General features: G+C 41.1%; 24 protein-coding genes and 1 riboswitch. Of the genes, 15 read left to right on the top strand and 9 right to left on the bottom strand.

The genetic code is table 11. From position 1 onward, the window contains the following. Window positions 1-38: 38 nt before the first annotated feature. Together RH061_RS12630 and RH061_RS12625 are read left to right on the top strand one after the other, a co-directional pair. On the top strand, window positions 39-407 hold the full coding sequence (locus tag RH061_RS12630) for a MazG nucleotide pyrophosphohydrolase domain-containing protein (protein ID WP_311070622.1): 369 nt from the start codon (window positions 39-41) through the stop codon (window positions 405-407). A gap of 85 nt (window positions 408-492) precedes the next feature. Continuing rightward, window positions 493-1,098, top strand: coding sequence for a methyltransferase (locus RH061_RS12625; protein ID WP_311070621.1), 606 nt, complete (start codon window positions 493-495; stop codon window positions 1,096-1,098). 45 nt (window positions 1,099-1,143) lie between these two features. Here the strand turns inward: RH061_RS12625 and RH061_RS12620 are convergent, their stop codons facing one another. Next, complete coding sequence (locus RH061_RS12620; protein ID WP_311070619.1) at window positions 1,144-2,061, bottom strand: aldo/keto reductase; 918 nt, start codon at window positions 2,059-2,061, stop codon at window positions 1,144-1,146. 177 nt (window positions 2,062-2,238) lie between these two features. Between RH061_RS12620 and RH061_RS12615 the strand changes: the two genes are divergently transcribed. After that, entirely contained in the window at window positions 2,239-2,721 is a 483-nt protein-coding gene (locus RH061_RS12615; protein ID WP_311070618.1) for a PaaI family thioesterase, read from the top strand. Window positions 2,722-3,245: 524 nt separating this feature from the next. Here the strand turns inward: RH061_RS12615 and RH061_RS12610 are convergent. Next, window positions 3,246-3,755 (bottom strand): hypothetical protein, encoded by a 510-nt coding sequence (locus tag RH061_RS12610; protein WP_311070616.1) that lies wholly within the window; start codon window positions 3,753-3,755, stop codon window positions 3,246-3,248. A 139-nt stretch (window positions 3,756-3,894) separates the two neighbouring features. Between RH061_RS12610 and RH061_RS12605 the strand changes: the two genes are divergently transcribed. Beyond that, on the top strand, window positions 3,895-4,608 hold the full coding sequence (locus RH061_RS12605) for a nucleotidyltransferase domain-containing protein (RefSeq protein WP_311070614.1): 714 nt from the start codon (window positions 3,895-3,897) through the stop codon (window positions 4,606-4,608). Window positions 4,609-4,695: 87 nt separating this feature from the next. Here the strand turns inward: RH061_RS12605 and RH061_RS12600 are convergent, their stop codons facing one another. Together RH061_RS12600 and RH061_RS12595 are read right to left on the bottom strand one after the other, a co-directional pair. Further along, entirely contained in the window at window positions 4,696-5,157 is a 462-nt protein-coding gene (locus RH061_RS12600) for a hypothetical protein (protein ID WP_311070613.1), read from the bottom strand. A 29-nt stretch (window positions 5,158-5,186) separates the two neighbouring features. After that, window positions 5,187-5,603, bottom strand: coding sequence for a hypothetical protein (locus tag RH061_RS12595; RefSeq protein ID WP_311070611.1), 417 nt, complete (start codon window positions 5,601-5,603; stop codon window positions 5,187-5,189). A 133-nt stretch (window positions 5,604-5,736) separates the two neighbouring features. On the opposite strand from RH061_RS12595, the gene RH061_RS12590 reads away from it, so the two are divergent. The 5 genes from RH061_RS12590 to RH061_RS12570 all read left to right on the top strand — a co-directional run bounded on the left by RH061_RS12590 (window position 5,737) and on the right by RH061_RS12570 (window position 11,789). After that, entirely contained in the window at window positions 5,737-6,501 is a 765-nt protein-coding gene (locus tag RH061_RS12590; protein ID WP_311070610.1) for a hypothetical protein, read from the top strand. Between the two features lie 125 nt (window positions 6,502-6,626). After that, on the top strand, window positions 6,627-6,872 hold the full coding sequence (locus RH061_RS12585) for a hypothetical protein (protein WP_311070608.1): 246 nt from the start codon (window positions 6,627-6,629) through the stop codon (window positions 6,870-6,872). A gap of 28 nt (window positions 6,873-6,900) precedes the next feature. After that, window positions 6,901-7,194: a hypothetical protein gene (locus RH061_RS12580; RefSeq protein WP_311070607.1), complete on the top strand. Its 294-nt coding sequence runs from the start codon at window positions 6,901-6,903 to the stop codon at window positions 7,192-7,194. A 22-nt stretch (window positions 7,195-7,216) separates the two neighbouring features. Continuing rightward, window positions 7,217-10,897, top strand: a complete 3,681-nt coding sequence (locus tag RH061_RS12575; RefSeq protein WP_311070606.1) for a multicopper oxidase domain-containing protein — start codon at window positions 7,217-7,219, stop codon at window positions 10,895-10,897. Then, the gene (locus tag RH061_RS12570; protein WP_311070605.1) at window positions 10,881-11,789 is read left to right on the top strand and encodes a hypothetical protein; all 909 of its coding nucleotides are present in this window, start codon (window positions 10,881-10,883) and stop codon (window positions 11,787-11,789) included. Before RH061_RS12575 ends, RH061_RS12570 begins: the two co-directional genes overlap by 17 nt. Before the next feature lie 7 nt (window positions 11,790-11,796). Here RH061_RS12570 and RH061_RS12565 read toward each other — a convergent pair whose 3' ends face one another. Further along, the gene (locus RH061_RS12565) at window positions 11,797-12,279 is read right to left on the bottom strand and encodes a hypothetical protein (protein WP_311070604.1); all 483 of its coding nucleotides are present in this window, start codon (window positions 12,277-12,279) and stop codon (window positions 11,797-11,799) included. A gap of 213 nt (window positions 12,280-12,492) precedes the next feature. Then, window positions 12,493-12,535, top strand: a riboswitch (PreQ1 riboswitch). A gap of 54 nt (window positions 12,536-12,589) precedes the next feature. On the opposite strand from RH061_RS12565, the gene queC reads away from it, so the two are divergent. Beyond that, window positions 12,590-13,249: a 7-cyano-7-deazaguanine synthase QueC gene (gene queC, locus RH061_RS12560; RefSeq protein ID WP_311070603.1), complete on the top strand. Its 660-nt coding sequence runs from the start codon at window positions 12,590-12,592 to the stop codon at window positions 13,247-13,249. Between the two features lie 37 nt (window positions 13,250-13,286). Continuing rightward, window positions 13,287-13,826, top strand: a complete 540-nt coding sequence (locus tag RH061_RS12555; protein ID WP_311070602.1) for a VUT family protein — start codon at window positions 13,287-13,289, stop codon at window positions 13,824-13,826. A gap of 16 nt (window positions 13,827-13,842) precedes the next feature. Here RH061_RS12555 and RH061_RS12550 read toward each other — a convergent pair whose 3' ends face one another. From RH061_RS12550 to RH061_RS12540, 3 genes are all read right to left on the bottom strand, one after another. Further along, window positions 13,843-14,862: a hypothetical protein gene (locus RH061_RS12550; RefSeq protein WP_311070599.1), complete on the bottom strand. Its 1,020-nt coding sequence runs from the start codon at window positions 14,860-14,862 to the stop codon at window positions 13,843-13,845. Continuing rightward, window positions 14,859-15,785 (bottom strand): ABC transporter permease subunit, encoded by a 927-nt coding sequence (locus RH061_RS12545; protein WP_311070597.1) that lies wholly within the window; start codon window positions 15,783-15,785, stop codon window positions 14,859-14,861. Before RH061_RS12545 ends, RH061_RS12550 begins: the two co-directional genes overlap by 4 nt. Window positions 15,786-16,189: 404 nt before the next feature. Next, complete coding sequence (locus tag RH061_RS12540; protein ID WP_311076392.1) at window positions 16,190-17,023, bottom strand: SDR family oxidoreductase; 834 nt, start codon at window positions 17,021-17,023, stop codon at window positions 16,190-16,192. 133 nt (window positions 17,024-17,156) lie between these two features. Here RH061_RS12540 and RH061_RS12535 point away from each other — a divergent pair, with 133 nt between their 5' ends. The 4 genes from RH061_RS12535 (at window position 17,157) to RH061_RS12520 (ending at window position 20,804) form a co-directional block, all read left to right on the top strand. Further along, complete coding sequence (locus RH061_RS12535; RefSeq protein ID WP_311070596.1) at window positions 17,157-17,456, top strand: replicative helicase loader/inhibitor; 300 nt, start codon at window positions 17,157-17,159, stop codon at window positions 17,454-17,456. 332 nt (window positions 17,457-17,788) lie between these two features. Beyond that, window positions 17,789-18,823, top strand: a complete 1,035-nt coding sequence (gene desA / locus RH061_RS12530; RefSeq protein ID WP_311070593.1) for a Delta(5) desaturase DesA — start codon at window positions 17,789-17,791, stop codon at window positions 18,821-18,823. Between the two features lie 245 nt (window positions 18,824-19,068). Then, on the top strand, window positions 19,069-20,208 hold the full coding sequence (locus RH061_RS12525; RefSeq protein WP_311070591.1) for a sensor histidine kinase: 1,140 nt from the start codon (window positions 19,069-19,071) through the stop codon (window positions 20,206-20,208). Further along, entirely contained in the window at window positions 20,205-20,804 is a 600-nt protein-coding gene (locus RH061_RS12520) for a response regulator transcription factor (RefSeq protein ID WP_311070589.1), read from the top strand. The genes RH061_RS12525 and RH061_RS12520 overlap by 4 nt, the downstream gene beginning before the upstream one ends. A gap of 27 nt (window positions 20,805-20,831) precedes the next feature. Here RH061_RS12520 and RH061_RS12515 read toward each other — a convergent pair whose 3' ends face one another. Continuing rightward, the gene (locus tag RH061_RS12515; protein ID WP_311070588.1) at window positions 20,832-21,206 is read right to left on the bottom strand and encodes a nucleotide excision repair endonuclease; all 375 of its coding nucleotides are present in this window, start codon (window positions 21,204-21,206) and stop codon (window positions 20,832-20,834) included. Window positions 21,207-21,367: the final 161 nt, after the last annotated feature.

Here is a 21,367-nt window from a genome sequence, read left to right as displayed (position 1 = left end):
AATCACAACAGGATAATTTTACCGAAAGAGGTGCGGAAATGAAAGAGTTACAGGCATATACAAAAGATTATCAAAAAGAAATGGGCTGGGAAATCAATAAAGAAAGCTATACTAAGAGCAGAGAGTCATTGTTGAATAACTATTTACTTCTGACTACTGAAGTAGCGGAAGTAGCGGAGGAGTTGAGGAACGCTTTTAATCTCACACAAATGAAGGTGATGGAGGGATTGGGGGAAGAAGAGGCGTTCGCCGCTGCGAAAGAGAGCATCAAACAGGATATGGGCAAAGAGCTGGCTGATTGCCTCGCGTATCTATTGAAATTTTATAACTACTTTGATATAGATTTGGAAGAAAGCTTTTATGAAAAGATGCAGGAAGTTAGATGTCGGAAAAACAAAGATCTATAATTTAACCGGTTTTTGGTGACAGGCAGCTTCTTAAAAATTGGGATATAGTTTTTAAACGGATGTATTAAGAATGGGGCTTAAGCTAATGAATGATCAACAATGGGATAAATGGCTGAATGTAAAAACAACAGGTGACCAAAAAGGATTCATGACTTCATTGCATTACCATCGGTATGAACCCACACCGTATAGTGCGCTTGAGAAGTTTTTCAATGAATATAAAGTAACCCGGGATGACCATGTAGTCGACTTTGGCTGTGGGAAAGGAAGGCTCAATTTTTACCTGAATGATCTTTTCAATAGCCATGTTGCCGGAATCGAAATGAATGAAGCATTCTACATGGAAGCCCTCGGAAACAAACAGAATTACTTAAAGAACTATCGAAACAGAGCGGATAGAATACATTTTTTTTGCGTTTTGGCGGAAGAATATGAAATTTCACCTTATGAAAATAAGTTTTATTTCTTTAATCCTTTTACGGTTCAAATCTTGATGAAAGTGGTAAAAAATATCCTTATCTCTTTTGAGCAATATCAAAGGGAAATCGATTTGATTCTATATTATCCATCTGAGGACTATATCTTTTATTTGGAGAAGCAAACACCATTTGAATTAGTCTTTGAAGTGAACTTACCAGAAAATAACCCGAATGAAAGGTTCTTAGTCTATAGAGTGAAATCTTATAAGTAATTATTAAATAAAGAAGCCCCAGCAATATGCCGGGGCAAAATCCGATTATTTTACACTCTGAGGATGGCTATCGTCGGCTAGCTGCGCTGCTTTAGCGTTTAGCTCCACCTGTTCTGGTGACTTGCAGCCTGGAATGACGGCAGTTACTGCAGGGTGTTTCAAGACCCAGGATAATGCCCAAGTGGCCATTGGAACACCTTCAGGGACCTCGTTTTGTTGGATCTCTTCCACCTGCTTGAGTAGGATTGCTGTTTCTTCGCTGTTATGTTTTGAGCGGACATCATCAGAGTTGAAGGTCGCACCTGGTTTGTATTTTCCGCTTAAATATCCACTTGCCAGCGGAACCCTGGCAAGTACCCCCAGATTTTGATTTTGGCTAGAAGGGAAGATCTGTTCTTCCGGCTTCCTGTCAAGGCGGTTATAGACGACCTGGATGGCACCTGCTTTTACGTCAGAAGCATGATCCGTTTGGTAGCTTTCTTCATTCGATCGCAGTGATATTCCGAGGCTGCGGATTTTTCCTTTTTCCAGTTGCTTATCAAGCATTGTCCATAGTTCGTCATTGTTGAATTCTTCGTCTGTACATGAGTGAGCCTGATACAAATCTATGTAATCTGTTTTTAGAGCTTTAAGTGAAGAATCAAGCTGCTTTATTACTTCATTTACACTCCAGTGCCGGGTCCTTTCGAAATTACCATGGAAATGATGTCCGAATTTTGTTGCCACAATCCAGTCCTCGCGCTTGCTGCGGCTCAAGTAATCCCCAATGAGACTTTCCGATAAGTGATCCCCATAACATTCTGCTGTATCGAGGAAGTTGATTCCTTCTTCTTTTGCTTTTTCCAGGATGGCATCAACTTCATATTGTTTGAAATTCTTGCCCCACTCACCGCCATATTGCCATGTTCCGATTCCGACCACAGATATATCAAGGTTTGTTTTTCCTAAACGTCTGTACTTCATTCCATCACTCCTAGAATATTTTACATCAATCTTATCATTTGGCTGTTTTAAATAAAAATGTGTTGCCCTAATAGAGCAATTTGTTTTCGCAATGATGTAATTCGATTAATTTTAAAGGAATTCAAACACTATTCGAAGAAACTTATATAGATAACGGATTGACAAGGGGGAGTCGCAATGGAAGAAAAAGTATTGAAGGCCATCCAGGATGAATACCCGGAGGATTTTGCGTGGTGTTACGGATGCGGAAGGATGAATGAGCACGGTCACCATTTCCGGACAGGCTGGGATGGAGAGAAAACTGTATCGATCTACAATCCCAAAAAAGAACATATGGCATTGCCAGGATTCGTATATGGTGGGGTGATTGGCTCTTTTGTGGATTGCCATGGTACTGGTTCAGCTGCATTATACCTTCATCGTAAAAATGGATTTGAACCTGGAGACGGGGCCGAACCGCCAAGATTTGTAACGGCATCCTTGCATGTCGATTTCATGAAGCCGACACCTCAAGGAACAGCATTAAAAGCCATAGGTACTGTGCATGAGATCCATCCAAAAAAATATCGGGTTGAAACAGAAGTATATGCTGGTCAGACACTGTGTGCTAAAGGAGAAGTCATCGCAGTTGTGATGCCGGATACATTTACATCCAATTAGGACAAAAAAAGAGGCTGACTCAAGAGGTCGAATAAATACAGCCTTTTGAGTCGCCTTTATTTTTATGAATTATCTTATCGAATGCAAGATACTCAATAGAAATTTGAATATCCATTGCCACATTTTATTGGCCGGTTAGACCAATGGATGCTCCATTTTTCAGTTCTCGCCCGATAAAGTGTCTCCATAAGGCCAATGGATGCTCCATTTTTCAGTTCTCGCCCGATAAAGTGTCTCCATAAGGCGGATGGGTGCCGCATTTTTCCGATCACACCCGATAAAGTGTCTCCATAAGGCCAATGGGTGCCGCATTTTTCCGATCACACCCGATAAAGTGTCTCCATAAGGTCGATGGGTGCCGCATTTTTCCGATCACACCCGATAAAGTGTCTCCATTAGGTCAATGGATGCTCCATTTTTCAGTTCTCGCCCGATAAAGTGTCTTCATATGGTCGATGGGTGCTGCATTTCTGCAGTCACATCCGAAAATATGTCATCATAAGGTGAATGGAAGCCAAATTTTATTATTCCACAGGTTCAAGCATTGTAGTAGGGAGGTATCCTTCTTCTCCGGAATCTTTCAGTTTCACTTTTGTTCGTCTAATATCTCTTTCCAGGATTTCGGCTTCACTGCCTTGCTTGATTTCCTCCACTTTATGATCCTGTACGATCTTGTCTACACCTTCTATATCATTGATTTCAATTAATTGATAGAGCTCGTCATATGCCTCGGGTGTGAGTGCGAGGTAGGCATCCTTTTTAACTGTTGCCATATCGCCGGCCTGAAGTGTATTGTCTTTCACTTCTTGTTCGCTTTCTTTATACGTATCTTTCATGTTCTGGATAATTCCGGGTGCCTCTGCTTTTACTTTCTCGACTGCCTCCTTTGATTTCTCTTCTGTCTCTTCAGCTGCATTCTTTGTTTCTTCCTCTATTTCTTTCACCCCTTGTTCTGCTTCATTACTTTTGCAGCCAGTGATGAGCACGATTGCCAAACTGGCAGGAATGAGCCATTTATTCAATTGTAACGACATAAGTAATATCCTCCTAAAACTACATTTTTATAATTTAGGATACCACTCCGGTTGTCTTATAAAACATTCGCAATTTTGTCGACAAAAGGTATTATATAATCAATAATGACTTTATATAGAAAAAATTGGGGGATTGCATATGAACAAGAAAGCAAGGTTAACACCTTTTGTAACAGCGGAAATGTTCGTTAAGGAACATTTTCCTGACTGCGACGCAGCGCTTTTAGCTGGGAGTGTCACAAGGGGAGAAGCAACGGACACCTCTGATTTGGATATCGTGATATTCGATAAGACTGTTCCAGCAGCATACAGAGAGTCATTAATTGCCTATGGATGGCCAATTGAGGTGTTTGTCCATAATTTCGTTTCTTATAAGCTTTTTTTCGAGAGTGATATTAAAAGAGCGAGACCAAGTTTACCGAGAATGGTTGCGGAAGGAATGGTTATCAAGGAAAGCGATTTTCTTCAAGGGATCATTGAAGAAGCAAAAAGAATGATTGAAATAGGACCAGAGGAGTGGAGCGAGAAGGAGATTGAATTTAAACGATATTTCATAACCGATACGCTTGATGATTTCATTGGGTCTGATAACAAAGCAGAGGAAATCTTCATTGCAGGTACGCTGGCTGAACAGCTTCAAGAATTTGTGTTAAGGACAAACAAGCGATGGGTCGGCAAGTCAAAATGGGTGGTGAGGGAATTAAATCGTTTTGACCCTGTATTCACACAACAATTTGTAGAAGCCTTTTCCCATTATTACAACACAGGTAATAAAAACAAAGTCACAGGATTGGCCGATCAGATTTTAGGACCCTTCGGGGGAAGATTATTTGACGGCTTTTCGATAAAATAAGCAAAAGCAGCCTGCATAATCCGGGCTGCTTTATCTGTTTCTGCCCAATTTCAATTTTCCCTGTTGCAGCTAAGTCTATTAAATACTTCAAGCCTTGAATGAAAATAGAAGCAATAAGGCAGCTATCCCCTGAATACAGAGGCTGAAAAGGGTAAAGAAAACCATCATTTCCTGTTCAGAAACGATATTTTCAGGCAGCCCGCAAATGGCCGGCTTTCTGACTACCGCCCCAAGCATGGTTCCCATTATCGCACTTATGCCGCCGTTATAGATACCTGCGATCAAGGATTGTTCATTCAACAATGAGCCATAAAAATAACCTATCGTGATGCCAAGCAATATGTTAAGCACTCCGACAATTTCAAATTGCGATGGGAAAAGTAGTGTAAGGTTCAGCGAAGCAACCAGTCCCGCTATGCTGCTAGTAAAATAGGAAGCTGAATAACCGAATCTGTCACTAAAAAGTAGTTTCGACCTTCGAAGTTTAAAATAAAGCCATGATCCTATGATGAAATTGATGAAAGTAACGGATATCAATAATATGGTCATACGATAGACGCACCCCCAATTTTACCAACTCAGGTTTTGTAGGCTGAGGAGGCAGCTAAGCAAAAACAGCTGATAATGAAAGCCTCGATCATGATTAAGAACATAACACCTTCCAATGCCGCAGCCCCTACCATAGGCGCCATGATTCCCATCATCAATCCAGTGATAAATCCAGTCAATAATGTTTGATAGTCAAAGAGTTTCCCAAACAAGACGCCTGAAAGACAACCAATAATCACTGATAATAATGTCGCTTCCAAAAAATAAAAAGGATATAGGCTGATAAAGATTATCCCGGTTCCAAGAGCCAAACCGCCACTGGCGACCATGGTTATGTTCATTCCTAAATGATAGCCTATTCGCTTCCTGCGATTGTAGAGAAAAATATATAGTACATATGCAGATAAGAAATTAATTGGGTAAAAAATCACAATCCATTCTGGCATGACGCATCACCTCTACTGTTCAATGTATTCATAATTAAAAATGAGGTGTTTGAATTTTTTGCCAATTATAATGACATTTATGATATTTGCCTCATAAGATAATGGGAAAATCTGTTCGAAAGGAGGCAATTTGTTGAAAACGGGTATGCGCCATTCGGATTATTTGAAAAATCTTTTAGAGCAAAGAAAACATGAAGCCGGGAATATTGATCCAATCCATGAAGTGGGAGATCGCATCACATCCCCGCCTGGTGCGACTTCACTTGAAGAGAATAAAATCATTTCGGAGTACCTGGAACAAAAAAACCTTCAGACATTGGCGAATGCAGTTCCCCAATTTAAAAAATCATTGATTTTAAAGAAATTTTTTAAGATGAAAAGGAACCAGGAAGTAATAGTCTATATGGACCACCAAGCTCATATAAAGGAGATCTTCGGAAAGGTTAGTGCTATCGGAAGGGATTTTGTTACATTGACGAATTTAAAGGAGCGGATATGGATCCCATACAAATCCGTTAGATCAGCAAACTCTCCATCCGGTGTGCCGACTTACGAAGGCGAGCACCAAAATTTCATTTATGATAATGATCTGAAGCGAAAACTGACTACCAATTTTGGTGAGACCGTTGCCAAACGGGAGGTCTTGATTCAGCAATTTTATGAAGAGTCACTTAAAGGAAATCTTGAGAGATATCAAGGAGTTTGGGTAAAGGCGGTTTTACCTGATGAGACTGTAATAGGGAGAATCGCTTCAGTCTCTGACGATTGTTTTTTACTGCAATCCTATGGTTCAAAAAGGGAAATTGCCTTCAGTGATCTTACGTATATTTGTTCTGCCCGCCTTTTTGCACAGTTGATTTTATTGGGGAAGAACATGATTAAGAGTATGTTTAAATAACGATATAAAAAGTTTTATTTACGAAAGGGTGAAGCGGCTTGCATGAGTCACAAATTAAATCTTTAATGCCAACATCCAGTGCTGTAGAGGTAAATGATCCTCTATTTGATTTTTTTAAGGGAGAAATGGGCAATCAAATTCTGATCATTACGGAATCATCACAATTAAATATCCTGGGGCAAACCTTCAGGCCGATTTTTTGCGGCAAAATAGCAGAAGTGGAACCTGGCCATTTAACATTATCTCCTGTTACAGTCAAAATTCTGAATGCACCGTTCCATAAGTTCCCGGTTCCATTATCCATCCCTTTTGAAAAAATCGCCCATTTTACACCAGACATTGATTGCTCGATGAGAATACCGCTAGTTTAATCACTGAGACCAAGGAGGCATTTTTCTTATGTCCACAGATTACTCAAAAATGACAAATGTGAATGAAATCCATGACTCTGCCATTCTAGAACATTTCAGAAATGGAATAGGCCACAAGTCGCTGGTCATTTCGCCATCCTATCCCTATATGTTTGTTGGCACAATCAAGGAATTAATCGGTGATACAGTCAAGATTGATGTGGAAACCACTCACTTTGCACAGTTAGAAAACAGGGAGTGGTACATCCATATTCATAATATTGAGGTTTTCTATATTGAAAGACCTGGTGCACCTGCCATCCCGGAACTTAAAGACTATTAAATCCTAAGAAGGGGGGAAATCCATGTTAAGAAAATATCATGTTGTGGGGATATCTACGAGAATCGTAGTAAATACCTTTGGTGATCACAACCCTAATGGCAGAATATATGTGCTGAAGGAAAATGAAACAAAGCTTAAGGAACTCGTAGGAAAAAACCCATTCAAGCCAATCGACCTTGTTCAACCGTTAACGATTCGCGCGAATGAGGGAGATGTTGTAGAGATCCTCTTTGAGAACCAGCTTCCTTTTTCAGCGGGAATGCACTTTCAGGAAGCTGATTACTATGTTTTGACTTCTGATGGTGCGGATGCTGGCTACAATCCGGATACAACCGCAGAACCCGGTGAGAAAATCCTTTACAGACTCAATGCTAGTCAGGAAGGAATTCATTTCTTCACTGACCTGGGGAATATTTCAAGCACCGAGCAAGGATCCAGTGTTCAGGGTTTGTTCGGAGCACTGCTTGTCGAAAAAAGGGGATCCTCCTGGACAGATCCAGTTACTGGGGGGCCAATCAACAGTGGCGTCTATGCCGATATACACCATCCTTTTCTTCCGTCCTTCAGGGAATATGCCTGGTTTTTCAATGACGAAATGGAGATTAAGGACCTGACCGGAAACCGTCCTTTGAATCCGATGACAAACCAGGAAGCTGAGTCCTTCCATGGAGTGAATCTACGCTATGAACCTATGACAAATCGGAAAAAATTAATAGATGCCGGAGTTGTATGCCCAGACTGTGATTCTGAAGAAGTGCATCATGACTCGTGGGTATTTGGTGATCCAGCTACACCGATTCTCAGGGGGTATGTCGGTGATCCTGCAGTCATAAGGCTGATTCATGGCGGTGTCAAAGAAACACATGTTTTTCATTATCATGTTCATCAGTGGCTGGGGGATTCCAGCAATATGAATGCTGAACTAATCGATGCCCAGTCCATAAGCCCCCAAACTCATTATTCCATTCAACCGCTCTATGGTCTCGGGAGCCTTCACGGTGCAATCGGTGACTCCATCATCCACTGCCACCTGTATCCCCATTTCGGCATAGGCATGTGGGGAATCAACAGGGTTTTTGACACACTGCAGGATGGAAGCCAGTGTTATCCAAATGGTGTCCGAATTCAGGCATTAAAGCCTTTACCAGACCGACCCGCACCGACAAGACCTACTGCTGAAAAACCGGGCTTCCCTAATTTCATACCTGGAAAAGTTGGCTACAAAGCCCCAAGGCCGCCGCTGGGTATTGTCGGTGGCAGGGAAATGACCGAACTGGAGCGGAATGCAGGGATTGAAAACCCTCGTCCGGGGGCTGTTTTCGTTGACCCATGCATTGACCAGGATCCAGTTGTCGTGGAGTTTAATGTCTCTGCAATTGAAATGCCAGTAGTCTATAACAAACAGGGCTGGCATGACCCGAAAGCCAGGTTTTATGTGATGGATGAAGACCTTGACGATGTCCTTTCAGGCAAGAAAGAGCCTGAGCCGCTTGTATTCCATGTTCCTGCTGGTACATGTATACGGATGAATTATACAAATCGCATGCCCCATATTTTAGATGGCGATGCTTTCCAGCTGGTGACAAGGACATATGAAAATGGTTTCCATATTCACTTTGTAAAATTCGATGTTCTCGCCTGTGACGGAGGAAATGTAGGTTGGAATTATGATAGTGCAGTCCTTCCTGGCCAGACGATTCGTTATGAATGGTATGCCGAAACCGAGTTAAAAGCGTTTTTCTTCCATGACCATTTATTTGCCAACTCACACCAGCAGCATGGAGTTTTTGGAGCAGGCGTAATCCAGCCGCGTTTTTCGAAATTCCTTGACTCAAGAACGGGTGAAGAGGTGGATCGTGGTACTCAGATTTCAGTTGAACACCCATTGATTCCGGATTATCGGGACCAAACCCTTTTTGTCCATGACTTTGCCCTTTTATTTGACAAAAACGGTCGACCCATCCAGCCGCCAGATTATCCTGGATCAGAGGATGACCCAGGTGTCTTTGGTGTTAACTTTAAAAATGAACCGCTGAAATTCAGGCTTGGTGAAGATTGCGATCCTGCTTATTCCTTCAGCTCTTATGTTCACGGGGACCCTGTGACACCGATTTTAAGGGCGTATGAAGGAGACCCAATCAGGATCAGGCTATTGCAAGGAGCCCATGAGGAATCGCACAGCTTCAATATTCATGGTTTAAGATGGAAAGAAGAGCGGCCTGACCTGGGTTCATCCATGAAAGCGCAGCAGCATATCGGGATTTCGGAATCCTTTACATTTGAGACTGAAATACCAGGCTCAGGTGATTATCTATGGGCATTTGAGGATGAGGAAGATGTATGGCTCGGGACATGGGGGTTAATCCGAGCGTACAGCGGGAAAATAGACGATTTGATCGTATTGGCTGACCGCGAGCCGCCAAAAGGGCCAGGTGAAACTCCAAAGCCTACGGGTAAACCGCCTGAGAAAGCAAATCCTCTGTCCAGTCTCCCTCCAGGCGCTTATCCTGGTTCACCAGTCAAGAAGTTCGAGGTAGTCGCATTCCAGACACCGATTAAATATAATTCTTATGGCGATCATGACCCATATGGAATTATTTTTGCATTAAAAGAGGATGTGGAAGATATCCTATCAGGCAAAAAGAATCCCGTGCCACTTATCCTGAGGGCGAACGTGGGTGACCTTGTTGAAGTAACCCTGACAAGTGAGTTAAAGAAGGAACTCTTTCCTTTTCCAGACGGAATCCATCCGTACCCGCCTGTTAAAGAACAATCCTATTATCCTCCCTCACTAAGGATTTCACTTCATACCAGCTTGTTGAACTATGATGTAAAGACTTCAAGCGGAGATACTGTTGGATACAATCCTGACCAGACAGTTGGTCCTGGCGAAACAATCACGTATAGATGGTTTGTAGACGGACAGTTCGGAATGTGTTCGATGTGGGATATGGCCGATCTCCGGAATCACCGTTCATTTGGGACATTCGGTGCATTTATTGCTGAATCGAGGTTTACATCTTACCTTGATCCTCACAGCATGGAAAAAATAAATACAGGCGAAAATGTGATTCTTCGTCATCCGTTACTGCCGGCAACAAGAGAATTTGTCCTCATATTACACGATGGTGTAAGGCTGGAGGATAAGAATGGTAAAGTCATCATTGATCCGATGGATGGAGTGATACCAGATACTGAGGTACTCGAAGAGGTCGATACGTACGATTATGGGTCAAGGGGATTTAATTATCGAAGTGAGAGGCTGATCAATCGATTCAGGGAACACCCAGTAATGCACGAACTCTTCTCTTCAGAAATTTTCGGGGATCCCGCTACCCCTCTATTCGAAGCTTATCCGGGTGAGCCAGTGGTAATACGAATTACCACACCAGCAGAAAGGCGAAGATCGCATACCTTCCACTTGCACGGACATTATTGGAAGTTCGATAGTAAGGATCTTGATTCACGAATCCAGTCTTTTTTGGGTCATATGATAACGGGGCATACTGATGATTTGCGTTTGATTGGTGGAGCAGGAGGACTATTCAATTTACCTGGGGATTACTTGTACCGCTCTGGCAATATCCGTTGGGACATAGAATTGGGAATGTGGGGAATCTTCCGGGTCCATAAGGATTCGAAAGAAAACCTGCCCCGTCTTGAGGAAGTTGAAGGGGAGTGGGACGATGAAAAAGAGGCATAAAATTGAAATCCCGGCCGAAGAGTCTTCAAGCCAGGAAGTATTGGAAAGCAGTTCCTCATCGAGAACCGGTCCTAAAGACGATTTTTGTCTCCCGGACGATTGTCCTGACGTAATCGAAACTCCGAGATTCCCATCTCCAACATCTTGTTTGCCGGAAGGAAGGCTGCATGAACTGGAAGAAAAAATTGACGGAGCCAATCGCATGCTTTTAGATCTGGGTCTTTCAAATGAGCAGTCCGAACTCGGGCGCAGGATTTTATTTGATGGCCTGGCAGGGGAAATGGTAAAAATCAAGATCAGGTGTTCTGATTCAGATGGGAACCAATCAGGTGAAAGTACAGAATCTATCGAAGAAGTAATAAACAAGAAGTCATCGACGAAAAAAAGGCCCAAAAAGAAACGGCTGGCGAAGAAGAATAACTTGAAGCGCAAGCATAGGCTGAAAAAGAAAAAGTTGAGCAAGAATTTTCTTGAAGGATTTGTACAATTAGTTGGCAGTGATTTTGTTCAGATCCAGAAGAATGGAAAGATGTATCTAATACCGTTCCGAAGTACATGTCTCGTCTTATCTAAAAAGCCATATCAGCCTCCAAAATCCCATACTCCACTAGCAGATATTGAACCATGTTTTCGAAGGGAACTGACTTACAATTTTGGAGAAACCGTCGCTGGAGATCCCGAATTGGTCCAGATTTTTTTCAGGATTAAGTTATCGATGTACCTTAAGACATTTGCAGATCAAAAAGTTACGATTTATACAAATACAGGCAAGGAAACAGGACTTTTAAAAGGTTGTGAAAACAGCAAAATCCATCTAGTCAGCCAAAGTGACCAGGAGATCGAAATACCTTTTTCCTCGTGCTGCTACCTGAAAAAAATGAAAAACGCCTGAGTTCTGCTCAGGCGTTCTCTTCTTGATCCATTTCAAACCAGTTGATTGTATCGAAAGGTATCATCCTGTATTTCTTTTTAGAGTGTTGTTTGCATTTATGGAGAGCCATCTCCACAAAATCAGTTCCTACGAAGGTCAGCCTGCCGTGAATCTTATTAAAGTGATCGTCACAATCCGTCCCAATGACAACATTGCAGCCGATATATCCTCGCAAGACTGCAGCCATTTTATTGCGCAATCCACCCAAACGAACGCTGAAATGCCTGCTGCATAGCTCCCGGTCTGCGAAATTATAGCGACGGTCAAATATTACGGGTACACAATCATCTTTATAGCTATGGCAATATTGATTCGAACTGGATTCCAGCTGTTCATTTTCCGCTGACCCACAAGAGACAGGAAAGTCAGGATTTTGGCACTCTGGGTGATCCTCATCATGATGCTGCTCAAATAATTCACGGCTTCTAGAAAAATAAGCCTCAATATCCATCTGTATCCTCCTTTTTGATTTTACGTAGGTGCCTGTATTCATTTTATTCCTGCAAAATTATTTTGAATGAGCAAGATGCCCTGTTAGAGAACTTGACCATATAAACTATCTTGTTAGGGCCTTGTAAAAGTAAAAAGTAATGGAATAAAAATATCTTTTAATCTATAAAATGTATGGTAAAATGAAAATGTCAAAATTACATATTCCGTTCTTGCGGAAGAGGTTCTAGCTACCCTCTCAAAAAAACTAAGGGAAAACAGTACTGCTGTCTTAGTGGTGCTGTTTTTTCTGTTGTAAAGGAGTTTTTTTAATGAAAAAGGAAAAAGCAGTTGTTGTGTTCAGCGGCGGACAGGATAGTACAACGTGCTTGTTTTGGGCCATGAGGGAATTCGAAGAAGTTGAGGCAGTTACTTTCGATTACAACCAGAGGCACAGGACAGAAATTCAATGCGCAAAAGAAATCGCAAGCGAGCTCGGGATCAAGCATCATGTTCTGGATATGAGTTTGCTTAACCAGCTTGCGCCAAACGCGCTTACCCGGAATGATATTGAAGTAAAGGAAGGGGAAGATGGAAATCTGCCTACGACCTTTGTGCCGGGGAGAAATTTATTATTTTTATCCTTTGCAGGCGTGCTAGCTAGTCAAGTGAACGCTAAACACATCATAACAGGTGTGTGCGAAACGGATTTCAGCGGCTACCCGGATTGCAGGGATCAATTCATTAAATCGTTGAATGTGACTCTTAATCTATCAATGGACCAGAACTTTGTCATTCATACACCATTGATGTGGCTGAACAAGGCTCAAACCTGGAAGTTGGCTGATGAACTGGACGCTTTTGAATATATCAGGACAAAAACACTGACTTGCTATAACGGAATCATTGCAGAAGGATGCGGGATATGCCCATCTTGTCAGCTAAGGAAAAATGGTCTTGCCGAGTACCTTGAGACAGTCGGAAAAAAATGAATAATAGATAAAGATTTTAATAGACGGAGGTAAAATCATGAGGATCTTTTTATACTTAATTTCAATTATAACGGCAAATGTGATTACAGCTGCGCTTGCACCGCTTCATTTCGGCATGTTCATCGTACCGATGGGAACATTGCTAATAGGGGCTACATTCATTTTTCGAGATCTTGTACAAAATAAGTATGGGCGTAAGAAAACTTATATGTTCATCGGTCTGGCTCTTGTCCTGTCAGCCATCGTATCTTTTCTTCTAGGCGATACACTTAATATAGTCGTTGCCTCTGCATTAAGCTTTGCTGTCGCCGAAACGACTGACACAGAGATTTATACACGGCTCAAGCTGCCAATGAGCTGGAGAGTATTCTACAGTGGTTTGGTCGGCGGCCTGCTTGATTCAATCATTTTCGTCATAATTGGCCTTAGCCCGCTTGGTGCAAACTTCCTTCCATGGGAAGCGGTACCCGCGGCAATTCTAGGCCAGGTTATCGTTAAAACCATCATTCAGGGAATGGGAGCTGTTTTGCTTAACCCGATTCATAACATTTTTAATAATAAAGCGATGTCTAACTAGGATAAAAGGTGCCGATCTATTGATCGAGCACCTTTTGTTTGATTGGGATGAATTTTGCAGGAGTTATGTTACCCGCGTCTCCTTCGAGATCCCGTTGCTTTATTTTAGGAACAGATATGCCGGATTGGGTTGTTTGGCTTTCCATATTAGTGATTATTTCATTTTTAATTACAATAACAAGAATGAAAATAATCAGCAGCAAGCCCAGGGAACTGAATGCTACCCATGGTGCACTCTTAAGAGTCCAGAAATTTTGTCCTGTAAGGCCCGCAAGTTCATTGGTAATGCTTTTAGGATAATGCGTATTATATATCTTTTCCTCATGACGTCCACCGAGAAAGAGCTGGAATAGAGCTAATCCCATCAAAATCTGCAATGTTTGTAGAACCTGTTGGACAATTAATAAGACCAAATGCGGTTTTAAATGAGGCAGGATTTGTATCTTTATAATATGAAATTTACTTCCCCCTAACAGTGCTGAACTTGTCACGTATGATTTCGTGCTGATTTCTTTCACTAAATCTGCGGTGAAGAAAAATACCGCCGGAAAGCCGAGAAGGAATAATACAATCAACTGGTATTCGATTTTGACGATAACGGGTATTTCGTTAAAAGTAAATATGACAGCATCCATTAAAATCACAGCGAGCAGCAGTAAAGGAATATATTGAAACGGCAGGAAGAAAGCCTGGACAAATGGTTTAATGAAGGGTGCCCATGTTTCCGTGATTATTCCCATTGCTGCACCGAGTGCTACTCTTGCTAGAGATACAATCAATACGGCCGCGATGGTATATTTTAAACCATCAAGGATCAATAGCAAATTATCCCGTCCATCACGGTCAGTCCCCAGGATATATTCTTTACTAGGTGGATAAGGCGGATTTTCCAGGACGTTTCCGTTGTTGTCATATAGTTGGTCAAGCATCGAGCGATAATCCTCCGGACCGATATAATCGTATAAAATACTGGCGATCAATAAGACCAGCAAGATCCCAAGGCTGATTTTCGTTCTTTGATATGTTCGCAATCTCATAACTGGAATTCTCCTCTTTTCCTGATCACAGTCTGTCTGACTACTAGTTTCATAAGAGACTCGAATATGATTATTGGGAGAATCAAAATGCCAATTCCATAGATTAGCGGCAATACATGTTCACCCCTGAAAACCTGATAAAGAATCTGGTTTGTAAGAGTCATCTCATAATGGTACATATGCTCAACCAGGATCAGGTTGGAGAGCAGCATATAAAGAATGATCCGGAATTTAAGAGTTAAAACTGGCAGGATATTCCGAAGTATGTAAGCAAAATATAAGTAGGACCTGGATAAACCCTTGGAAAATCCTAAATGAACGTAATGAGCATGTTCCTCCTCTTCCATACATTTTATGAGATATAAGCCATAAAGGATGGCAGGCAAGAAAGATGTAACGATGACAGGAAATGCTATTGGTTGTGAAGATCCAAAGCCGTACATAGGAAAAATTTTAAAGTTAAATTCCTTCAACAGATAGATATTCATCATATTTATAATGAAAATAAACAGAAGATCGGGAAGCCCTTCAAAATGATCCAAAAAATGATGCAATCTTTTCCTTAGCTTTATAGGCGATAGTATGACCAGGAATCCGATCATACTACCCAGTAGGATGATTGTAGCCAGTGATATGCCAAGTACCTGATAAGAATTCACAAATCCATCCAAAACATTAGGGTTTTTTGCGTAATCTAAAACACTGTTGAAGCTGAAATCTAATAATTGACTGAAGATCATTTGAAATTGCTGCAGAAATCCATCAATCGATAGTGCTAAATGTTCACCATTCTTTCTATCAAAGTTAAATAATGCTGTGAAAGAAAGTAGAGACGCTATACCAAGCAAGGAAGTTCCTATCAATGCCAAACTATAAAGTGCTTTAGTTATGGCTTTCTTTAGTAGCCAAAATCCATTTTTCATAGTTATTCTCCTTCCAGACTTATTAAATTTCTTCCTTGTGGTAAAAAAATCCTTTTTTCGCAATGAGATTTTTTTTGATATAAAATGCCTTTAAATATCCCCACTTTGACGTTGTTGGCAAATTAAGCACTTGTTCGGCAAGTAACTTCTCGGATTTCCAGTTCCTGTTAAATAGTAACTCTGTTAACAATCTGTGCTGATTCTCGATTTCATTAGCGGAGAATTTCCGGTTGTTGTATATAGAGGATGCTTAAGAAGCGGAAATAAGCGGATATATTCGGTTAACAGCTATAAAAAAGACAAAATCCAATGTTTTGGATGAAATAAACGGAAAAACGACCCTTATTTTCAAGGAATTAAGGGTCGTTTCCAAATTAAGCGGAATTTCTCCGTTTATTATCACATTATATCTTCAATTTTTTCAAAAGGATTCTTTCGATTGTTTTCCAAGGAAGGAAGTTCTTTAACTGAATCATGTTCTTGACACCTTTTCCAATAGGGTATCTTAGGGTTGGTGTGTTTTCGTTTGATGCAATTTGCGCTGCAAGCCTTGCAACATCGTGCGGATTTCCATAAGAATCTTGGCCGGTTGTTAGTATTTTTAAGATGGAGTCTTTCATTAACTCATATGGTGACTCATTGGATAATGATACATTTTCGATACTTTGCCATATGTTTGTTTTGTATGAACCGGGTTCGATAAGGACTACATCTATTCCCAAGGGTTTTAGCTCTAGCCTTAAGCTTTCACTGTAACCCTCAAGAGCATGTTTTGAAGAAACATAGGCAGACAATCCTGGGAATCCAAATCTTCCGCTGATGCTGCTCATATTTATGATTCTACCTGATCCTTGCTTACGCATGTAAGGAAGGATTGCGTTTGTGACGGCAATAACCCCAAAAAAGTTCGTTTCAAATTGTGTTCGATATTCACCCACTGAAAGTTCCTCGGAAAATCCCCCCTGAGCATAGCCAGCATTGTTAACGAGCAAATCCACAGAATCAAGGCATTGTATGTACTCTTTGAATTTCTCGATCGTTTCGTGCCTTGTTACATCCAATTGATAAATGGTAATCTTGTCTTTCACTTCTTCAGCTTCTGCAAGTTTCAGCAAGTGTTCTTTTTTATTGAGGTTTCGCATAGTTGCGATTACCTGGAAACCGGTTTTAGCCAGTTCGATGGCAATCAATTCTCCGAAGCCACTAGAGGAGCCTGTCACAATTGCTGTTTTCACAATTTTTCACCTTCTTATGTCTCTTTTGACCAATATTACAGGTAAAAGGTTAATTTGAACATGAATTAATGTATCTTTCCAGCGATCATGGAAAAAATCTAATATTGTGGATTTTCCTAAAAAAGGAGCATGGCCTATGACAAAGTTAGACACATATAAGCTTTTAAATCTTATTGAAAATGTATATCCGCTTGTAACATTCAAAAATGATACGGTACTGAGGTGGATGGCCTGCTGTGAATTGATGGATTATGGCATCGTATTCAAGAAACTGGCACTGCATATGAGGAAGAACCCTTATCCTCCTACTTTTGATGAGATCCTCATTAACTCAAGTGGCAGTGGCAGCTATTTTGGATGGATGGATGAGTATTCAATCAGGGCTAAAAATGTGGCTCCAAGAAAAAACGCCTGGTTTAAAGAAGATAAATTCTAAAAACATGAATTTCGTGTTTAATTTTGAATTTTAAGTGGTACTTTTTCAGGTGAAAAGTGATTACTTCAGTAAAAGGGGGGTTAACTATCTTTAAGAAGACTTTACCTACATATCTCTTTTTTATCGAATAAATGGCTGAATAAAAAAATATCAACAAATATTATTACCTGGTCACAAAAGAAAAACGTTGTTAAATCAAGGATTTAAAGAAGAAAATTATCAAAACATGACATTTATCATGTGTCATACATGACACCTGCTACTGCACAGAATCCTTTCCCTTATTTATAATTTGGTTAACTAACAAATCCGAAAGGGGAATTAATATCAAGATGGCAACTCACAACGCAAAAGAACTTAGAAAACAGGTCGCCCCTTATGAAAGTTCTAACATTAAAGATAGTATCATTCAAATAATCAATACGGTCATTCCATTTTTAGTTTTATGGTTTCTGGCCTACCAAAGCCTTGAGATTTCCTATTTGTTAACTCTTGGAATCGCTGTTCTTGCAGCTGGTTTCATGATCCGGATTTTCATTATCTTCCATGACTGTACGCATCATTCATTTTTCAAAAATCGTACAGCAAATAAAGTGGTTGGTACGCTCACCGGTGTTCTGACATTGTTCCCTTATAGCCAGTGGGGCCATGAACACTCTGTCCACCACGCAACAAGCAGCAACTTGGACAAGCGTGGGACAGGCGACATTTGGGTATTGACAGTTGACGAATATATGGCTGCTCCAATGTGGAAAAAACTTGCATACAGAATGTACCGCAATCCATTTGTGATGTTTGTACTCGGGCCGATATATATCGTTTTGATTACGAACCGTTTCAACCGGAAAGGTGCGAGGATGAAGGAGCGCTTGAACACCTATCTAACGAATGTGTTGATCTTTGGAATTTCTGGTCTTTTGATATGGGCTATTGGCTGGAAAGCATTCTTAATGGTAGAAGGTCCAATCTTCTTCATCGCTGGAATGTTTGGCATCTGGTTATTCTATGTACAGCATACTTTTGAGGATTCATATTTCGAAGCCGATAAGGATTGGGAATACTTGCGGGCTGCTGTCGAGGGTAGCTCATATTATCAGCTTCCTAAAGTGCTTCAGTGGATTACTGGTAACATCGGCTACCACCATGTGCACCATTTAAGCCCTAGGGTTCCAAATTATAAGCTTGAAGAGGTCCACAAGAATACTAAGCCTTTGCAAAATGTGCCGACAATCACACTTTCTACAAGCTTAACTTCATTGAAATTCCGTTTGTGGGATGAAAAGAATAAGCAGTTTATCAGCTTCAAGGAAATGAAAGCCTATAAGCACAATGGTAAATTAACTGCTCAGACAAAGCCTGAACTATAATCACAACTCCCCTTGGTCCAGTATGATTCATACTGGAATAAGGGGAGTCATTTTTTGTAAGCTGTCAGATTTTACATATGTTAAAATAAGAGCAGATACGTATAAAAGGGCTATTTTCCCATTAATTATTGTTTGAATATTTTTCTTCTCTCGCCGTTAACAAGAGGTGGATGCTCTTTTTAAGGTGATATTAGGTGGAGGAAGCAACAGGGTTTGCGGAAAGAGCCATAAAAAAGAGGTTTGATATGATCAAAAAGTTTTTTAATTCGCTTAGGATTACGGGGATTTCTCCATACATCTGGACCATTCTAGGAATACTGCCTTTTTACTTCATTTGGCAGATGCCAACGACGGTAGGCAAAGTTGTCGGTATCATTCTGACTCTTTTGTTCTTTCTCGTCTATTGGCTCGCCTTTATTTCAAAAGGCTGGACGGTATATCTTTGGACTTGTATTTTGATAGGTATTTCAATTGCGTCAACAAGTTTGTTCAGTTACATATATTTCGCTTTTTTCATTGCATATTTCATTGGGAACATCAAGGACCGGATTCCATTCCTGGTTCTGTATTTCATCCATCTAGTTGGGACTTCGATTGTGATCAATTTTGAAATTGTCCTGCAAGAAGACTTTTTCATCAGACAGCTGCCGATCATCGTGATTGTATGGATTGGTGTCATCCTTCTTCCGTTCAGTATCCATAACAAAAACGAACGAGGAGAGCTGGAAGAAAAGCTTGAGGATGCGAACAAGCGGATCTCAGAGTTGGTTAAACTGGAAGAGCGGCAAAGGATAGCCCGTGATCTGCACGATACACTCGGCCAAAAGCTGTCTTTGATCGGACTGAAAAGCGACTTAGCGAGGAAGCTGATCAATAAAGATCCTGAACTGGTAAAAGAAGAATTGAAAGATGTCCAGCAGACTGCCAGGACGGCTTTGAATGAGGTAAGGAAAATGGTTGCTGAAATGAGAGGAATCCGGGTCCGTGACGAACTGGTTCACGTCAGGCAGATGCTAAAAGCAGCTGAAATCGAGTTTATCGGCAATGAAGAGGAATTCAATCTCAATAATGTGTCTTTGCTATCTGAAAACATCTTGAGTATGTGTTTAAAAGAGGCCGTGACGAATATTGTTAAGCATAGTAAGGCATCAGCGTGCAGCATATCCATAAAGCAAAGTGAACAGGAATTGTTTGCGCAAGTAAGCGACAATGGCGTGGGGAATATTGCCGACGAAGACTTATATAAAGGGAGCGGTCTTCAGGGAATGCGGGAAAGACTGGAATTCGTGAATGGCACACTCGAGATTCTTTCTGAAGATGGAACAACTCTAGTAATCAAGATACCAAAAGTATTGAAACAAACTGGCAGGGAGGATCTGATATGATTAAAATTGTCATTGCGGAGGACCAGCGCATGCTCCTGGGGGCATTAGGCTCTCTGTTGAGTCTTGAGGATGATATGGAAGTTGTGGGCAAGGCGAGCAACGGAGAGGAAGCTGTTGCTCTTGCAAAAGAGCTTAAACCGGACGTATGTGTCATGGATATTGAAATGCCTGGGAAAACAGGGCTGGAAGCAGCGGAAGAATTGAAAGGCCTGGGATGCAAGGTGATTATACTGACAACTTTTGCGCGTTCTGGATATTTTCAGAGAGCGTTGAAAGCTGGTGTGAGCGGGTACTTATTAAAGGATAGTCCATCTGAAGAGCTTGCAAGCTCGATTCGCAGCGTAATGGGGGGAAGACGGATATACGCCCCTGAACTGATGGACGATGTATATAGCGAAGAAAATCCGCTGACTGACCGGGAAATGGAAGTGCTTGGGCTCGTTGCCGACGGGAAGAATACGAAAGAAATTGCAGGAGAATTAAGTATTACGACAGGTACCGTCCGTAATTATATCTCAACGATCTTAGATAAGCTTCAAGTGACCAACAGGATTGAAGCAATCACTCAATCAAAGGAAAAAGGATGGTTTAAGTAATAAGAAGAGCCTGTAATCAGGCTCTTCTTATTTATAGAATACCTTATCGACATTATACTTGGCTTTAAGTACGTTGATGGCATAGGTTTCATAAATTTCTCTGTCTACCGGATCGACCACTGTAATGACAGCAATCTTGTTGACTTCATGACGATGGTTTTTGATAGGGGATACATTATCCTCAAAATGTTTTTTTACGCGTGGTCTAAGCTTGCGGGCTTTCCCTACGAACATCAATTCGTCGTCCGCGTTGAAAAACAAGATGATTCCGCCTTTATCCCTGGGAATACGGTGGTAATCGGTAAAACCATATTCGCTGCTGATGACCGCTTCAACCTTTTCTCCTAATTGCTTGCTTCGTGTGATGACTACATCTGGTGCTGGCAGTTCAATTTTAATCACTTTTAATCACTTCCTATTCTTCAATTAGTAAATCGTACCACAGGCAAAATTTAAAATCCACATAATAATATTATTTTACCCAAACAGACAAAGCCTGACGCATAATGTACAGGACGGACGGTCGAACGGAAGACTTATGAAGAGGAATCAGCCCGCATAAG

Origin of the sequence: Mesobacillus jeotgali, from assembly GCF_031759225.1 — a bacterium.
Classification (GTDB): Bacteria; Bacillota; Bacilli; order Bacillales; family Cytobacillaceae; genus Mesobacillus; species Mesobacillus jeotgali_B.
This window is presented reverse-complemented; position numbering and strand designations above follow the sequence as displayed.

Bases quoted from the DNA above. Each gene is read 5' to 3' on its own strand.
- RH061_RS12630 (WP_311070622.1), top strand. From the start codon at position 39: ATGAAAGAGTTACAGGCATATACAAAAGATTATCAAAAAGAAATGGGC.
- RH061_RS12625 (WP_311070621.1), top strand. From the start codon at position 493: ATGAATGATCAACAATGGGATAAATGGCTGAATGTAAAAACAACAGGT.
- RH061_RS12620 (WP_311070619.1), bottom strand. From the start codon at position 2,061: ATGAAGTACAGACGTTTAGGAAAAACAAACCTTGATATATCTGTGGTC.
- RH061_RS12615 (WP_311070618.1), top strand. From the start codon at position 2,239: ATGGAAGAAAAAGTATTGAAGGCCATCCAGGATGAATACCCGGAGGAT.
- RH061_RS12610 (WP_311070616.1), bottom strand. From the start codon at position 3,755: ATGTCGTTACAATTGAATAAATGGCTCATTCCTGCCAGTTTGGCAATC.
- RH061_RS12605 (WP_311070614.1), top strand. From the start codon at position 3,895: ATGAACAAGAAAGCAAGGTTAACACCTTTTGTAACAGCGGAAATGTTC.
- RH061_RS12600 (WP_311070613.1), bottom strand. From the start codon at position 5,157: ATGACCATATTATTGATATCCGTTACTTTCATCAATTTCATCATAGGA.
- RH061_RS12595 (WP_311070611.1), bottom strand. From the start codon at position 5,603: ATGCCAGAATGGATTGTGATTTTTTACCCAATTAATTTCTTATCTGCA.
- RH061_RS12585 (WP_311070608.1), top strand. From the start codon at position 6,627: ATGGGCAATCAAATTCTGATCATTACGGAATCATCACAATTAAATATC.
- RH061_RS12580 (WP_311070607.1), top strand. From the start codon at position 6,901: ATGTCCACAGATTACTCAAAAATGACAAATGTGAATGAAATCCATGAC.
- RH061_RS12575 (WP_311070606.1), top strand. From the start codon at position 7,217: ATGTTAAGAAAATATCATGTTGTGGGGATATCTACGAGAATCGTAGTA.
- RH061_RS12570 (WP_311070605.1), top strand. From the start codon at position 10,881: ATGAAAAAGAGGCATAAAATTGAAATCCCGGCCGAAGAGTCTTCAAGC.
- RH061_RS12565 (WP_311070604.1), bottom strand. From the start codon at position 12,279: ATGGATATTGAGGCTTATTTTTCTAGAAGCCGTGAATTATTTGAGCAG.
- queC (WP_311070603.1), top strand. From the start codon at position 12,590: ATGAAAAAGGAAAAAGCAGTTGTTGTGTTCAGCGGCGGACAGGATAGT.
- RH061_RS12555 (WP_311070602.1), top strand. From the start codon at position 13,287: ATGAGGATCTTTTTATACTTAATTTCAATTATAACGGCAAATGTGATT.
- RH061_RS12550 (WP_311070599.1), bottom strand. From the start codon at position 14,862: ATGAGATTGCGAACATATCAAAGAACGAAAATCAGCCTTGGGATCTTG.
- RH061_RS12545 (WP_311070597.1), bottom strand. From the start codon at position 15,785: ATGAAAAATGGATTTTGGCTACTAAAGAAAGCCATAACTAAAGCACTT.
- RH061_RS12535 (WP_311070596.1), top strand. From the start codon at position 17,157: ATGACAAAGTTAGACACATATAAGCTTTTAAATCTTATTGAAAATGTA.
- desA (WP_311070593.1), top strand. From the start codon at position 17,789: ATGGCAACTCACAACGCAAAAGAACTTAGAAAACAGGTCGCCCCTTAT.
- RH061_RS12525 (WP_311070591.1), top strand. From the start codon at position 19,069: ATGATCAAAAAGTTTTTTAATTCGCTTAGGATTACGGGGATTTCTCCA.
- RH061_RS12520 (WP_311070589.1), top strand. From the start codon at position 20,205: ATGATTAAAATTGTCATTGCGGAGGACCAGCGCATGCTCCTGGGGGCA.